At 64.4% G+C, this 13,225-nt stretch carries 15 protein-coding genes and 1 riboswitch; of the genes, 1 reads left to right on the top strand and 14 read right to left on the bottom strand.

Annotation, left to right across the window (positions count from 1 at the left end):
• Nucleotides 1-36: 36 nt before the first annotated feature.
• The 14 genes from QMX97_RS12095 to cobO all read right to left on the bottom strand — a co-directional run bounded on the left by QMX97_RS12095 (nt 37) and on the right by cobO (nt 11,441).
• Complete coding sequence (locus QMX97_RS12095) at nt 37-591, bottom strand: redoxin domain-containing protein (protein ID WP_065909737.1); 555 nt, start codon at nt 589-591, stop codon at nt 37-39.
• 35 nt (nt 592-626) lie between these two features.
• Nucleotides 627-749 carry a hypothetical protein gene (locus tag QMX97_RS12090; protein WP_256595067.1) on the bottom strand — a complete coding sequence of 41 codons (123 nt, stop codon included), beginning with the start codon at nt 747-749 and terminating at the stop codon, nt 627-629.
• Nucleotides 746-1,945: an MFS transporter gene (locus QMX97_RS12085; RefSeq protein ID WP_162946160.1), complete on the bottom strand. Its 1,200-nt coding sequence runs from the start codon at nt 1,943-1,945 to the stop codon at nt 746-748. Before QMX97_RS12085 ends, QMX97_RS12090 begins: the two co-directional genes overlap by 4 nt.
• Nucleotides 1,946-2,008: 63 nt before the next feature.
• Complete coding sequence (locus QMX97_RS12080) at nt 2,009-2,413, bottom strand: MarR family winged helix-turn-helix transcriptional regulator (RefSeq protein WP_065909733.1); 405 nt, start codon at nt 2,411-2,413, stop codon at nt 2,009-2,011.
• 42 nt (nt 2,414-2,455) lie between these two features.
• Entirely contained in the window at nt 2,456-3,184 is a 729-nt protein-coding gene (locus QMX97_RS12075; protein ID WP_282397012.1) for an adenosylcobinamide-GDP ribazoletransferase, read from the bottom strand.
• Between the two features lie 2 nt (nt 3,185-3,186).
• A complete protein-coding gene (gene cobC / locus QMX97_RS12070) occupies nt 3,187-3,762 on the bottom strand; it encodes an alpha-ribazole phosphatase family protein (RefSeq protein ID WP_282397007.1) in 576 nt (191 codons plus the stop codon).
• Nucleotides 3,759-4,814 carry a nicotinate-nucleotide--dimethylbenzimidazole phosphoribosyltransferase gene (gene cobT, locus QMX97_RS12065; RefSeq protein ID WP_282397006.1) on the bottom strand — a complete coding sequence of 352 codons (1,056 nt, stop codon included), beginning with the start codon at nt 4,812-4,814 and terminating at the stop codon, nt 3,759-3,761. The genes cobC and cobT overlap by 4 nt, the downstream gene beginning before the upstream one ends.
• On the bottom strand, nt 4,811-5,332 hold the full coding sequence (gene cobU / locus QMX97_RS12060; protein WP_282397005.1) for a bifunctional adenosylcobinamide kinase/adenosylcobinamide-phosphate guanylyltransferase: 522 nt from the start codon (nt 5,330-5,332) through the stop codon (nt 4,811-4,813). The genes cobT and cobU overlap by 4 nt, the downstream gene beginning before the upstream one ends.
• A 127-nt stretch (nt 5,333-5,459) precedes the next feature.
• The gene (locus tag QMX97_RS12055) at nt 5,460-6,911 is read right to left on the bottom strand and encodes a cobyric acid synthase (RefSeq protein WP_282397004.1); all 1,452 of its coding nucleotides are present in this window, start codon (nt 6,909-6,911) and stop codon (nt 5,460-5,462) included.
• Nucleotides 6,908-7,897, bottom strand: a complete 990-nt coding sequence (gene cobD, locus QMX97_RS12050) for a threonine-phosphate decarboxylase CobD (RefSeq protein ID WP_282397003.1) — start codon at nt 7,895-7,897, stop codon at nt 6,908-6,910. Before cobD ends, QMX97_RS12055 begins: the two co-directional genes overlap by 4 nt.
• Nucleotides 7,890-8,798, bottom strand: a complete 909-nt coding sequence (gene cbiB, locus QMX97_RS12045; RefSeq protein ID WP_201145670.1) for an adenosylcobinamide-phosphate synthase CbiB — start codon at nt 8,796-8,798, stop codon at nt 7,890-7,892. Before cbiB ends, cobD begins: the two co-directional genes overlap by 8 nt.
• A complete protein-coding gene (gene bluB, locus QMX97_RS12040) occupies nt 8,795-9,445 on the bottom strand; it encodes a 5,6-dimethylbenzimidazole synthase (RefSeq protein ID WP_106803016.1) in 651 nt (216 codons plus the stop codon). The genes cbiB and bluB overlap by 4 nt, the downstream gene beginning before the upstream one ends.
• Nucleotides 9,442-10,833, bottom strand: a complete 1,392-nt coding sequence (locus tag QMX97_RS12035; RefSeq protein WP_282397002.1) for a cobyrinate a,c-diamide synthase — start codon at nt 10,831-10,833, stop codon at nt 9,442-9,444. Before QMX97_RS12035 ends, bluB begins: the two co-directional genes overlap by 4 nt.
• Nucleotides 10,830-11,441, bottom strand: coding sequence for a cob(I)yrinic acid a,c-diamide adenosyltransferase (gene cobO, locus QMX97_RS12030; protein WP_282397001.1), 612 nt, complete (start codon nt 11,439-11,441; stop codon nt 10,830-10,832). The genes QMX97_RS12035 and cobO overlap by 4 nt, the downstream gene beginning before the upstream one ends.
• Nucleotides 11,442-11,519: 78 nt before the next feature.
• A riboswitch (cobalamin riboswitch) is annotated at nt 11,520-11,784 on the bottom strand.
• 99 nt (nt 11,785-11,883) lie between these two features.
• On the opposite strand from cobO, the gene QMX97_RS12025 reads away from it, so the two are divergent.
• Nucleotides 11,884-13,197, top strand: a complete 1,314-nt coding sequence (locus tag QMX97_RS12025) for a sorbosone dehydrogenase family protein (RefSeq protein ID WP_282397000.1) — start codon at nt 11,884-11,886, stop codon at nt 13,195-13,197.
• The last annotated feature ends 28 nt before the right edge of the window (nt 13,198-13,225 follow it).

Genomic DNA, 13,225 nt, shown 5'->3' with positions numbered 1-13,225 from the left:
CCTGCAAAGGAGGCGGGGCTTTTTAGTGGGCTTCGATCAAGGTTTAGAGGCGATCGCCTGCTCGACTGCCTTGATCAGCTCCGGACTGTCCGGCTTGGTCAGACTGGAGAAATTGGCAATCACCTTGCCTTGGCGATCGACCACATATTTGTAGAAATTCCACTTCGGCGGCGCGTCGGTCTGCTGTGCCAGCACCTTGAACAAGTGCACCGCGTCCGGCCCCTTGACCTTCTGTGGCTCGGTCATGGTGAAGGTCACGCCGTAATTCACATAGCAGACCTTGGCGGTTTCCTCGCCGGTCTTGGCCTCCTGCTTGAAGTCATCGGACGGTACACCGATGACCTCCAGCCCTTCACCCTTGTAGCGCTGGTACAAGGCCTCAAGGCCTTTGAATTGCGGGGCAAACCCACAGAAACTTGCGGTATTGACGATCACCAAGGGCTTGCCGGCAAAGCGCTGGCACAGGTCGATGGATTCCTTGGCGCGCAACTTGGGTAATTGGCCTTCGAGCAACGGTGGGCAATCGGCGGCCATCGCCACACCGCCAAAAGCAGCCATCAGCACGGGAACTGCAAGCCAGCGCATCTGCATGTCGAAAAGTCCTTTAAAGAGTTCAGACCACGAACTTAACAGATCGACATACCCAGTTGCATCAACGCCAGGCCACCGCGTTGCCAGCCCCACCACGCCAGCAGCAACAGCAGTGCCACCGTCCCTGCGCCGACGAGCCAATACCCGTTGAAACTCATGCCGCCTCCATCTGCGCCTGCAAGCGCGCCACTGGTCGCTCACGCACCGGCCAGTTGAGGGCCGCGGCGAGCAGGCTCAAGAGAATTGCCACCTGCCAGATCAAATCGTAGTTGCCGGTTCGATCATAGACCACCCCGCCCAACCAGCCGCCGAGGAACGAGCCGAGCTGGTGGAACAGGAATACGATCCCGCCGAGCATCGAGAGGTTGCGCACCCCAAAGAGCGTGGCGACCGTGCCATTGGTCAGTGGCACCGTGGACAACCACAAAAAGCCCATGGCCATGCCGAACAGGTAAGCCGTGACTTCAGTGACCGGTGCCCACAGGAACCACACGATCACCACGGCGCGCAGCAAGTACAGGCCCGTCAGCAGGCGTGGCTTGGACATGCGCCCGCCCAGCCAGCCGGCGGTGTAGGTGCCGAAGATATTGAACAGGCCGATCAGTGCCAGCACCGTGGTGCCAACCGTGGCCGGCAAGTGCTGGTCGACTAGATAGGCCGGCAGGTGCACACCAATAAATACCACCTGGAAACCGCAGACGAAAAAGCCGAAGGCCAGCAGCCAGAAACCCGAGTGCGAGCAGGCCTCCTTGAGCGCTTCACGCAGGGTTTGCTGGCCGGCCACTACCGGCAGCGGGCGGTCCTTGAGCATCGCCACCAGCGGCAGGATCAACGCCACCATCAATCCCAGCGCCAGCAGCGCTGCCGACCAGCCCAACCAACTGATCAGGCCCAGGGTGCCTGGCACCATGGCGAACTGGCCGAACGAGCCGGCAGCGCTGGCAATGCCCATGGCCATGCTGCGTTTTTCCGGCGCCACGGCGCGCCCGACCACACCCAGGATCACCGAGAACGAGGTGCCGGACAGGCCGATACCAATCAACAGGCCGGCACTCAGCGACAACGACCACGCCGAATCCGACATGCCCATCAGCACCAGGCCCGCGGCGTACAGTACACCGCCGACAAACACTGCCTTGGTCGCGCCGAAGCGGTCGGCCAGCGCGCCGGTGAACGGCTGCGCCAGGCCCCAGATCAGGTTCTGCAAGGCGATGGCAAAGGCAAAGGTCTCACGGCCCCAGCCAAATTCGCTGCTCATCGGCGCCAGGAACAGGCCGAAACCGTGTCGCACACCCAATGACAACGCCAGGATCAGCGCACTTCCTACAAGAATCCAGCCACTGGTGCGCCACATCGAGGTCATTTCTTATTCTCCGTTCGCGGGTATATACCCGCTTGTAGTCGAACAAACTCGCCGTCAGGCGAGTTCATCCAGCAAGGCCAACAAGGTTTCGCGTTTTTCCGCGCCGAGTTGATTGATCAATTTCTGTTGCGCCGCTTCCCAGGCGGGTAACGCTGCGGCCAGTCGCTCCTCACCGGCTGTGGTCAACAGCACCAGGCGGTTGCGCAGGTCATCGCCCTCGACCAACTGCACCAGGCCCTCGCCTTCCAGCACCCGCAGGTTGCGCCCCAACGTACTGCGATCCAGGCCCATGGCTTCCGCCAGGCTGGAAATGCTCGGTTGATCAAGGCGCTGCAGGTTGCACAGCAGAGAATACTGGGCGACGTTGATCCCGAAGCCGTCGAGAGCGCCGTCGTAATGCCTGCTGACGCCACGGGCGGCACGTCGCAGGTTGGTACACAAACATTGGGAGGCAAGCATGGAACGTGTATATACCCGCGATTAAGGAAATGCAAGAAAGTGTTACAGCGCCAGGCCGACCAATACCGCGACTTCCAGCAGCTCCAGCAACGCGCCCGCCGTGTCGCCGGTGGTGCCGCCCAGGCGGTTGATCATCAGCTGGCGCAGGCCGACAAAGCAAAGGGCCGCCAGCAACACCGCGATCCCGCCACTGAAACCTCCAACCAGGAGGCACGCCAAGCCACTCAGGATCAGCACCTGCTGACCGACGATGCGCGGCAAGTGATCCGACAGCGCCTGGCCCAATCCTCCGGCACGCACGTAACGCGTAGTGAGGAACAACGCCAGCATCGACGCCCGGCCGATCAGGGGTGCCAGGATCAGCGCCGCGCCATTGTGCTGTTCAATCAAGGCCACCAGCGCAGTGAACTTGAGCAGCAACACCAGGCCGAGAGTGACCACGGCAATCGGTCCGCTGCGCGGGTCTTTCATGATGGCAAGGGTACGCTCGCGATCGCCGAAGCCACCCAGCCAGGCGTCGGCGCTGTCCGCCAGGCCGTCCAGGTGCAGGCCGCCACTGAGCAGCACCCAAGCAGTCAGCAGCAACGCGGCGTGCAGCAACAGCGGTGCGCCCATCAGCGCCGAATTCAGCGCCCACAACAGCACGCCGAATAACAGGCCAACCAGCGGATAAAACAGCAGCGAACGTCCCAGCTCCTGAGGTTGCGGCATGCCCGGCAGGCGAATCGGCAGGCTGCTGAGAAATTGCAGGGCAATCCAGAAGGGCAACATACTCAATCCACTTCCTTTAATACGCCGTCAGCCGCGACCTGCAGACTGAACAATCCACCGTGCCCGACCTCGACGTTCAGCAACTGCTCCCGGGGCAATCCCCGCGCCCGGGCCAACAGCAGGCGCATCACACCACCGTGGCTGATCAACAGCACACGTTGGCCAGCATAGGCTTGATGCAAGCGTGAGACGGCGCCCAGGACACGGTCGGAAAAATCGCTGACACGCTCCCCCTCCGGCGGTGTGAAGCTGTAGGGATCGGCCCAGAACAGCCCCAATCCTTCGGCATCGGTTTCCATCAATGCCGCCGCGCTCTGGCCTTCCCAGGCACCGAAATGCAGCTCCTGCAGATCTTTTGCGAGGCTGACCGGCACATTGAGGCGCGCGCCCAGCTCATCGGCAAAGCGCGCACAGCGTTGCAGCGGCGAGCTGATCAAGCGGTCCCACGGCCCGCGCGCCTCGACGGCGGCGCGCATCTGCTCCCACCCCTGGGCAGTCAGTGCATCGTCCAGGCTGCCGCGCAGGCCGCCACCCAGTTCGGTTTCGCCGTGACGCAACAGGTCCAGGTGCAGATTCATGCGGGGCGATCTGCCACGGCCGCTTCGGCGAAGGTCGCCATCTGCCCGTGCAACGCACACGCCAGGCGCAGCAACGGCACCGCCAGCGCCGCCCCACTGCCCTCGCCCAAGCGCAGGCCGAGTTCCAGCAAGGGCTGTGCGTCGAGGCTCTGCAGCACATGACGATGGCCCGGCTCAGCGCCACGATGGCCAAACAGCAACCACTCGCGACAGGCCGGATTCAACCGCGTGGCAACCAGTGCAGCGACGCTGCAGATAAACCCGTCGACCAGCACCACGATGCCTTCCTGGGCACAGGCCAGATAGGCGCCCACCAGCGCCGCGATCTCAAAGCCGCCCAGGTTGAACAGGGTTTGCAATGCATCACCGCGCTGCCCGGCATGCACGGCCAGCGCGCGCTCGATCACCGCCACCTTGTGACTGACGCCCTGGGCGTTCAGCCCGGTGCCTGGCCCGGTCAGGTCACTGACCTGGCAATCGAGCAAGGCACACGCCAGTGCACTGGCGGCAGTGGTGTTGCCGATGCCCATCTCGCCGCCGATAAACAGCTGTGCGCCGCTTTCGCGCGCGCGCAGCACACTCTCACGCCCGGCCTGCAAGGCCAGGCGCCCTTGGGCTGCGGTCATTGCCGGGCCGTTGACGAAGTTGGCCGTGCCCGCGCCGAGGTTCAAGTGACGAACCCCGGGTAAATCCAGCGACGGCGTGACGGTGCCGAGGTCGACCACTTCCAGTTGCGCCTCCAACTGCCGCGCCAATACGCTGATCGCCGCGCCGCCGCTGACGAAATTGAGTAGCATCTGCCCGGTCACTTCCTGGGGAAACGCCGACACGCCTTCGGCTACCACACCGTGATCACCGGCAAAGATCGCAATCCATAGCTGCTCGACCGAGGGTTTGACCTGGCCCTGCAGGCCGGCCAATTGCACCGCCAGCGCTTCGAGCTGGCCAAGGGAGCCGGCGGGCTTGGTCAATTGTTGCTGGCGTGCCAAGGCTTGTTCATGCGCTTGAGCGTCAATCGCCTTACAGGGGTTGAGCCACCAGGTGTCAGTCATATCACAGTACCTTTCAAAGTCAGGGGCAGGCCGGCAACGGTCAGGACCACACGCTGACACCGCTCGGCCAAAGCTTGATGCAGCCAACCGGCTTCATCCACATAGCGGCGAGTCAATTCGCCCAGCGGCACGACACCCAGTCCGGTCTCGTTGCTGACAAAAATGATCTGCCCCGGCAGCGCGGCCAGGGTTTCCAGCAATTGATCGCGCTCGAACGCCAGGCGGTCGGCGTCTTCGAGCATCAGCAGATTGGTCAGCCACAGCGTCAGGCAATCCACCAGCAGGCAACGATCCGGCGCGGCGTTTTCGCGCAGCACCCGCGCCAGTTCGACGGGCTCTTCGATCAAGCCCCAGTGGTCGGGGCGGCGCTGGCGATGCAGGGCCACGCGCGCGTTCATTTCGCCGTCCAGCGGCTGGCTGGTGGCGATGTAGATGACGGGCGACGCGCTGTCAGCGGCAAGCTTTTCCGCCAGCCGACTTTTGCCGGAGCGAGCGCCGCCGAGGATCAGTTGGTGCATGTGACACTCCCTCTATTTACCACCCGCTCAACTGTGGGCGCGGGCTTGCCTGCGATGGCGTCAACCGGGGCTTGCTGATTCACCGAGGTGCCTAGCCAGCGCCGACAGGGAGAGTGCGTGCGCACCGTCAAATCCCACATAGCGTGCGCAGCAGTTCGGTATCCAGGTGGTTTTCCACCAAGTCGGCCAACCGCTCGATATCGCGCTCGCGCAGGGCGTGGTAATCCACCTCCTGCACATCCTGCAAGCCGGCCCAGCGCAGCAAGGCGCTGCACGCCGCCGGCGTCTCGAACAGGCCATGCAGGTAAGTGCCAAGAATCTGCCCGTCGGCACTCTGCGCGCCATCACTGCGGCCGTCATCGAGCAGGACCGCGGCGGTCGACAGCGCGTCGCCGGACGTCACGCCCGCGTGAATTTCATAGCCACTGACCTCGGCGTTCTCCAGCAACAAACGCCCGCGCACATTGCGCAATTGCTTCTCTTCTTCCAACGTCGTGCTGAATGCCAGCAGACCCAGGCCAGGGCTGGAGCCGGCCGGCCCTTCGAGGCCCAGCGGGTCATGCACCTGCTCCCCGAGCATCTGCAGGCCACCGCAAATCCCCAGCACTTTGCCGCCGTAGCGCAAATGCCGGGCCACGGCGCTGTCCCAACCATTGGCACGCAGGTAGGCAAGGTCACCGCGCACGCTTTTCGAGCCTGGGAGGATAATCAGGTCGGCGGCCGGGATCGGCTGGCCCGGCCCGATGAACTGCAAATCCACCTGGGGGTGCAGGCGCAACGGGTCGAAATCCGTGTGATTGCTGATGCGCGGCAGCACCGGCACTACCACTTTGAGCACTTGCGCGGCCTTGTCGATCTGGCGCTGGTCGATGCCGTCTTCGGCTTCCAGGTGCAGGTCCATCACGTAGGGCAACACGCCCACCACCGGTTTGCCGGTGCGCGCTTCGAGCCAATCCAGGCCCGGTTGCAACAGCGCGATGTCGCCGCGAAAACGGTTGATGATGAAACCCTTGACCCGCGCCTGTTCGCTCGGGGACAGCAGTTCCAGGGTGCCGACCAGATGGGCGAACACGCCGCCGCGATTGATGTCGGCGATCAGCAGCACCGGGCAGTCCACCGCCTCGGCGAACCCCATGTTGGCGATGTCATTGGCGCGCAGGTTGATTTCCGCCGGCGAGCCCGCGCCCTCGACCATCACCACCGGGAAGCGTTCGCTCAACCGCGCGTGGGAGGCCAGCACCGCTTGCATCGCGATGGCTTTGTAATCGTGGTAGGCCACGGCGTTCATGCTGGTCACGGCGCGGCCGTGGATGATCACCTGGGAGCCGGTGTCGCTGTTGGGTTTGAGCAGCACCGGGTTCATGTCGGTGTGGGGTGCGAGGTTGGCAGCCTGCGCCTGCACCGCCTGGGCGCGGCCGATTTCGCCACCCTCGGCGGTCACGGCACTGTTGAGCGCCATGTTCTGCGGCTTGAACGGCGCCACCGCCACGCCTTGGCGCACCAGCCAACGGCACAGCGCGGTCACCAGGGTACTTTTACCGGCGTCGGAGGTGGTGCCTTGCACCATCAGCGTAGTCATGCAGCTTCCTTGTAGGCGCCCAGGGCCTCGTCGAGGCGCAGCCAGTCCGCCTCGGTGTCGGGCAAGCCAAAGCGCAGGCTGCTGTCGTGGACAAACAGGCGCAGCAGAATGCCGCGCTGGGCCATGAATTCGTGCATGCGTTCGGCATGCGGTGTGATCAGCCATTGAAACAGCGCGCAGCCGCCCTGGGGCTGGAAACCATGGTGCTTGAGCAAGGCGTAGAGGCGCTGGCCGGCCTCGATGCAGCGCGCACGTTGCCGCGCATGCCCGGCGGTGTCGCGCAGGCAGGCCTGGCCCAGCACGCGTGTCGGCCCGCTGACGGCCCAGGGCCCGACCTGTTCGGCGAGCAGCTTGAGCAGTTTGCGTTCGGCCAGCACGAAGCCCAGGCGCACACCGGCCAGGCCGAAAAACTTGCCGAATGAGCGCAGCACAATCAAACCGACCTGATGGGCCTGGCTGGCCAGGCTCAGTTGCGGGGTGACATCCATGAACGCTTCGTCCACCACCAGCCAACCGCCGCGCTGGGCCAGCCGGGTGTGCCAGTCGAGCAGGCGTTGCGGCGCCAGGCTCAGGCCGGTGGGATTGTTGGGATTGACCACCACCAGCACGTCGAGGCCATCAAGGAAGAAGTCGACTTCCTGCTCCTGCACCTCGCGCACCACATAACCGGCACGGCGCCAGGCTTCGGCGTGTTCGGCATAGCACGGTGACAACACGCCGACCTTGCCCGCACGGCGCAAGCGCGGCAGCAGCTGGATCGCCGCCTGGGAACCGGCCACCGGCAACAGATGCGCAGCGCCGTAGTACTCGCTGGCGGCCTGCTCCAGGCCGTCGTCGGTTTCCGGCAGGCGCGCCCAGGCTCGCAGCGGGATTTCGGGGATCGGCCAGGGCCACGGCGCCAGGCCGCTGGAGAGGTCGAGCCAATCAGCCTCGGCAATCCCGTACTGCATCGCCGCCTTGCGCAGCCGGCCACCGTGTTCAAGCATAGAATTGCGCCCCCGCACATAGGATCAGCAGCCATAACCATACGCCGCGCTGCACCAGTTGCCAGCCCCGGTCGATGGAATCGGCATCCGCCGCCGGGCCTTCGCCCAGTGGCGGCCGTTGATGCACCTCGCCGTGGTAGATCGCCGCGCCGCCCAGCTCCACACCCAAGGCGCCAGCACCGGCGGCCATCACCGGGCCAGCGTTGGGGCTGTCCCACGTCGGGCCCTGGGTGCGCCAGCATTTGAGTGCCAGGCGGGTTTTGCCCAGCACTGCGTAGGTCAACGCCACCAGGCGTGCCGGAATGTAGTTCAGCAGATCGTCGATTTTTGCCGCAGCCCAGCCGAAGCGTTCGAAGCGTTCGTTGCGATAGCCCCACATCGCGTCGAGGGTGTTGCTCAGGCGGTAAAGCACCACGCCCGGCACGCCAGCGACGACGAACCAGAAAAGCGCGGCAAACACCGCATCGCTGCCGTTTTCGAGTACTGACTCGGTGGCGGCGCGGGCGACTTCGGTGCGATCCAGTTCACTGGTCTGGCGGCTGACCAGGTAGCTCACGCGCTTGCGCGCTTCCTCCAGGTCATCGCTGCGCAGCGCCTGGGCCACCGGGATCACGTGTTCGCCAAGGCTGCGCATGCCAAGGGCACAGTACAGCGCGAGGATCTCCAGCACCCAGCCGATATACGGCGCCCACGACAAGGCGGTCGCCAGCAGGGTCAGCGGCACCACCGCGATAAACCACGCTGTCACCCCATGGCTGCGCCAGCCACGGCCACCGCTGTTGAAACGTTGCTCGATGCGCCCGGCAAAATTGCCGAACGCCACCAGCGGATGCCAGCGCCTGGGTTCACCCAGCAGCGCATCCAGCGCCACTGCAGCGACACACAGCAAGGCCACACTCATTGACTCACTCCCCACACATTCTCATACAACATCTCACTCAGCGGCCGTGGTTCGGTCCAGCCTTCGAGCTGCAACATCGGTGCCGGATAGAACTCGGCCACCGGCCCCAGGCACAACACCGCCAGGGGTTTCGCGCCGGGCGGCAGGCCCAGCAAGTCGGCCAGAGCCTGGGGCTCGAACAGCGAGACCCAGCCCATGCCCAACCCTTCGACGCGAGCCGCCAGCCACAGGTTCTGGATCGCACAGGACAGCGAGGCCATGTCCATTTCCGGCAAGGTGCGCCGGCCGAAGATATGCCGCTCGCGATCATCCATCAGCGCTGCCACCAGCACTTCGGCGCAGTCATGGATGCCTTCGACCTTGAGTTTCATGAACGCATCGGAACGCTCGCCCAACGCCTCGGCGGTGCGCACGCGTTCTTCTTCCACCAATTGCTGGATCTGCCCACGCAGTTGGCGGTCGCTGATGCGGATAAAGCGCCACGGCTGCATCAGGCCGACACTCGGCGCCTGGTGTGCAGCCTGGAGCAGGCGGTGCAGCAACTCGGGGGCCACGCTGCCGCCGCTGAAGTGGCGCATGTCGCGGCGCTCGGCGATGGCGCGGTAGACGGCGTCGCGGTCGGCCTGGGGGAAGGCGTTGTCGGTCATGGCCGCATCGGGGGCAAGCCCGCTCCCACAGTGGATGGGGATTCAGCGCGGTCAATGGTGGGGGCCGGCTTGCCGGCGCTGGCGACCTCAGGGTCGGGCGCAAACAAGGCTGCCACCGCCCTCGGGTTGGACGGGAAATAGAAGTGCACGTAGGACGCGGTCATACGCCCTTGTCGGAACACCGCCTCGGCGCCGCGCCCACCATTGGGGCTGACGCCACGGGCAATCGGCTGCCACTCGGTGCTGGTCAGGGAATGGTGATAAGTGTGCCCACGCAGCACGCCTTCCGGCAGCTCGACGTTTTGCAGGGCCAGGGCCGCGAGCTTCTTTTGCATCACCGCATCGCCCTGCAGCAGGCCGACCAGTTCGGCGCGGGTGCCGTCGACGTCGGTCAGCGAGTCCAGCAGGTAGAGCATGCCGCCACATTCAGCGAGCAAGGGTTTGCCGGCCGCGTGATGGGCGCGGATGGCATCGAGCATCGAGGTGTTTTCCGACAGCGCCTGGTGGTGCAGTTCCGGATAGCCGCCGGGCAGATACAGACTGTCGGCGTCAGGCAATTCGCGGTCATGGATCGGCGAGAAAAAGCGCAGCTCGGCGCCCATCGCCCGCAACAGGTCAAGGCTGGCGCCGTAGGTGAAGGCAAACGCTTCGTCACGGGCCACCGCAATGCGCACACCGGCCAGCAACGGCTCGGCCTCGATCACTTCGGGGGCGGCGAAGGTCACCGGCGGCGGCAAGGCAACTTCACAACTGCTGCCCAGTGCCTGGGCAGCAGCATCCAGGCGCAGGTCGAGGTCGTTCAGCTCACTGGCTTGCACCAGGCCCAGGTGGCGGCTCGGCAGTTCGATCCCGGTTTCGCGGGACAGCGCGCCATACCAGCGCAGGCCTTCGGTGAGACTGCCTTCGAGGAGTTGCGCATGGCGCAAGGTGCCGACGCGATTGGCCAGCACGCCCGCGAACGGCAAATCCGGCTGATAACGCGCGAGGCCCAAGGCCAGGGCGCCAAACGTCTGCGCCATCGCAGTGCCGTCGATCACGCCCAATACCGGCACGCCGAAATGCCGCGCCAGGTCGGCGCTGGAGGGCGTGCCGTCGAACAGCCCCATTACTCCTTCGATGAGGATCAGGTCGGCCTCAGCGGCGGCTTCCCACAACAGGCGGCGACTTTCCTGCTCGCCCACCATCCACATGTCCAATTGATACACCGGCGCACCACTGGCGCGCTCGTGGATCATCGGATCAAGAAAGTCCGGGCCGCATTTGAACACGCGGACTTTGCGCCCCAGATTGCGGTGCAAACGGGCGAGCGCGGCGGTGACGGTGGTTTTGCCCTGGCCGGACGCCGGTGCGGCGATCAAGACAGCCGGGCAATGACGGGGCTGATTCAAAGTTCGACGCCCTTCTGTGCCTTGATACCGGCCTGGAACGCGTGCTTGAGCATGCCCATCTCGGTGACGGTGTCGCCCATTTCGATCAACTCGGGCTTGGCGCCACGGCCAGTCACCACCACGTGTTGCATTGGCGGGCGCGCTTGCAGGTCGCTGAGTACCTGGTCGAGGTCGAGATAGCCGTGCTTGAGGGCGATGTTCAGCTCGTCCAGCACCACCAGGCCGATGGACGGGTCTTGCAGCAATTCGCGCGACACCGCCCACGCGGTTTCAGCGGCGGCGATATCGCGCTGGCGGTCCTGGGTTTCCCAGGTAAAGCCTTCGCCCATCACATGAAAACGCACCTGCTCGGGAAAGCGGCGGAAGAACAACTCTTCACCGGTGCTGTTGCGCCCCTTGATGAACTGCACCACCCCGCACTGCATGCCGTGGCCCATGGCGCGGGCGAGCATGCCGAATGCCGAACTGCTCTTGCCTTTGCCGTTGCCGGTGAGCACCAGCAGCAGGCCGCATTCGTTGGGGGAGTTGGCGATGCGCTCATCGATCACGGCTTTTTTGCGCAGCATGCGCGCCAGGTGGCGTTCGTCGCGGTCGGGGGAATCGGTCATGACAGCTCTCCGTTGGGGCTGGACAAAAACGGCGGGCAGGAAAAAGGATAAACAGACAGCCAAGCATCGCCCACCGTGATGCTGTTGGATGAACCAGGCCGGTCTCCGGACTCATGAGTGGCGCCCTGGCTCTTTATAGAGAGAGCATTAGGACAGGCCGACAGCGCGCCTTCCCATATCGCTCGCGATACAGTGGCAGAAAGCACCGTCTTGACTCATTTACCGTTGCGGGGGCAGCGCCGGAATCGCGGCAGCACTGTGTACAAGTGCGCTCACTCACCGGCTTCCCTGTTTCACTCCATCGACCCATGGGTCACAGAGCACCTGGAACAAGCCGCGAAGGTTAGTGGGTTGGGGGTGGAGCGTCAATTAAAGCTGGCCTCGCACTTGAACCATCCTACGACCGGCCTCCTCTACCCTTACAGGTATTAAGGAGAACACCATGCACAAAACCAGACTCGCCCTGCTTATCATGCTCACCGGCACCCTCGCTGCCTGCGGGGAAAGCTCTACCTTGCAGGTCTCCGATGGCACCGGACCCTCGCCCAAGTTGCCGGAGCCGAACAAGACCCTGATCCCGACCGTGAATATCGCCCCGGCGATTGGCTGGCCGGACGGCGCCAAGCCCACCGCCGCCGCCGGCACCCAGGTGGCGGCGTTCGCCGAAGGCCTGGACCATCCGCGCTGGCTGTATGTATTGCCCAATGGCGACGTGCTGGTGGCGGAAACCAACGCGCCACCCAAGCCGGATGACGCCAAGGGTATTCGTGGCTGGGTCATGGAGAAAGTCATGGGCCGTGCCGGCGCCGCTGTGCCGAGTCCGAACCGCATCACCTTGCTGCGTGACGCCGACCACGACGGCGTCGCCGAAACGCGCACGGTGTTCCTGGAAAACCTCAATTCGCCGTTCGGCATGACCCTGGTCGGTAACGATCTGTACGTGGCCGACTCGGACAAGCTGTTGCGCTTCCCCTACCAACCAGGTGAAACCGCGATCAAGGAGGCCGGCACCAAAGTCGTCGACCTGCCGGGCGGCAGCATCAATCACCACTGGACCAAGAACGTGGTGGCGAGCAAGGACGGCAGCAAACTGTATGTGAGCGTCGGTTCCAACAGCAATGTCGGTGAAAACGGCCTGGAAGCGGAACAAGGCCGGGCGGCCATCTGGGAAGTCGATCGTGCCAGCGGCGAGCACCGCATCTTCGCCTCCGGCCTGCGCAACCCCAACGGCATGGCCTGGGAACCACAAAGCGGCAAGCTGTGGACGGCAGTGAACGAACGCGATGAAATCGGCAGCGACCTCGTGCCGGACTACATCACCTCAGTCAAGGACGGCGCATTCTATGGCTGGCCATTCAGCTACTACGGCCAGCATGTGGACGTGCGCGTCAGCCCGCAGAACCTGGACCTGGTCGCCAAGGCGATCGCGCCGGATTATGCAGTGGGCCCGCACACCGCCTCCCTGGGATTGACGTTTGCCGAGGGCAGCAAACTGCCAGCCCAGTTCAGCAACGGCGCGTTCATCGGCCAGCATGGGTCGTGGAACCGCAAGCCGCACAGTGGCTACAAGGTGATCTTCGTCCCGTTCGAGGCTGGCCAGCCCAAGGGGCAGCCCGTGGACGTGCTGACCGGTTTCCTCGACAAGGATGAGAAAGCCATGGGCCGGCCGGTGGGCGTGGTGATTGATCAGCAGGGGGATTTGCTGGTGGCAGATGATGTGGGGAACAAGGTGTGGCGGGTGTCGGCCGCTAAATGATGGGTAGGAGCCGGCTTGCCGGCTCCTA

It is taken from the genome of Pseudomonas sp. PS01298 (assembly GCF_029959745.1).
Taxonomy (GTDB): domain Bacteria; phylum Pseudomonadota; class Gammaproteobacteria; order Pseudomonadales; family Pseudomonadaceae; genus Aquipseudomonas; species Aquipseudomonas aylmerensis.
The sequence above is the reverse complement of the archived record's forward strand: the minus strand, read 5'-3'. Positions and strand labels throughout refer to the sequence as shown.

What these genes read in the sequence shown, in the direction of transcription:
- cobT (WP_282397006.1), bottom strand. Translation starts at nt 4,814, where the DNA reads ATGACTGACACCTGGTGGCTCAACCCCTGTAAGGCGATTGACGCTCAA.
- QMX97_RS12085 (WP_162946160.1), bottom strand. Translation starts at nt 1,945, where the DNA reads ATGTGGCGCACCAGTGGCTGGATTCTTGTAGGAAGTGCGCTGATCCTG.
- cobO (WP_282397001.1), bottom strand. Translation starts at nt 11,441, where the DNA reads ATGACCGATTCCCCCGACCGCGACGAACGCCACCTGGCGCGCATGCTG.
- QMX97_RS12055 (WP_282397004.1), bottom strand. Translation starts at nt 6,911, where the DNA reads ATGACTACGCTGATGGTGCAAGGCACCACCTCCGACGCCGGTAAAAGT.
- QMX97_RS12025 (WP_282397000.1), top strand. Translation starts at nt 11,884, where the DNA reads ATGCACAAAACCAGACTCGCCCTGCTTATCATGCTCACCGGCACCCTC.
- cobU (WP_282397005.1), bottom strand. Translation starts at nt 5,332, where the DNA reads ATGCACCAACTGATCCTCGGCGGCGCTCGCTCCGGCAAAAGTCGGCTG.
- cobD (WP_282397003.1), bottom strand. Translation starts at nt 7,897, where the DNA reads ATGCTTGAACACGGTGGCCGGCTGCGCAAGGCGGCGATGCAGTACGGG.
- cbiB (WP_201145670.1), bottom strand. Translation starts at nt 8,798, where the DNA reads ATGAGTGTGGCCTTGCTGTGTGTCGCTGCAGTGGCGCTGGATGCGCTG.
- QMX97_RS12095 (WP_065909737.1), bottom strand. Translation starts at nt 591, where the DNA reads ATGCAGATGCGCTGGCTTGCAGTTCCCGTGCTGATGGCTGCTTTTGGC.
- cobC (WP_282397007.1), bottom strand. Translation starts at nt 3,762, where the DNA reads ATGAATCTGCACCTGGACCTGTTGCGTCACGGCGAAACCGAACTGGGT.
- QMX97_RS12080 (WP_065909733.1), bottom strand. Translation starts at nt 2,413, where the DNA reads ATGCTTGCCTCCCAATGTTTGTGTACCAACCTGCGACGTGCCGCCCGT.
- bluB (WP_106803016.1), bottom strand. Translation starts at nt 9,445, where the DNA reads ATGACCGACAACGCCTTCCCCCAGGCCGACCGCGACGCCGTCTACCGC.
- QMX97_RS12075 (WP_282397012.1), bottom strand. Translation starts at nt 3,184, where the DNA reads ATGTTGCCCTTCTGGATTGCCCTGCAATTTCTCAGCAGCCTGCCGATT.
- QMX97_RS12090 (WP_256595067.1), bottom strand. Translation starts at nt 749, where the DNA reads ATGAGTTTCAACGGGTATTGGCTCGTCGGCGCAGGGACGGTGGCACTG.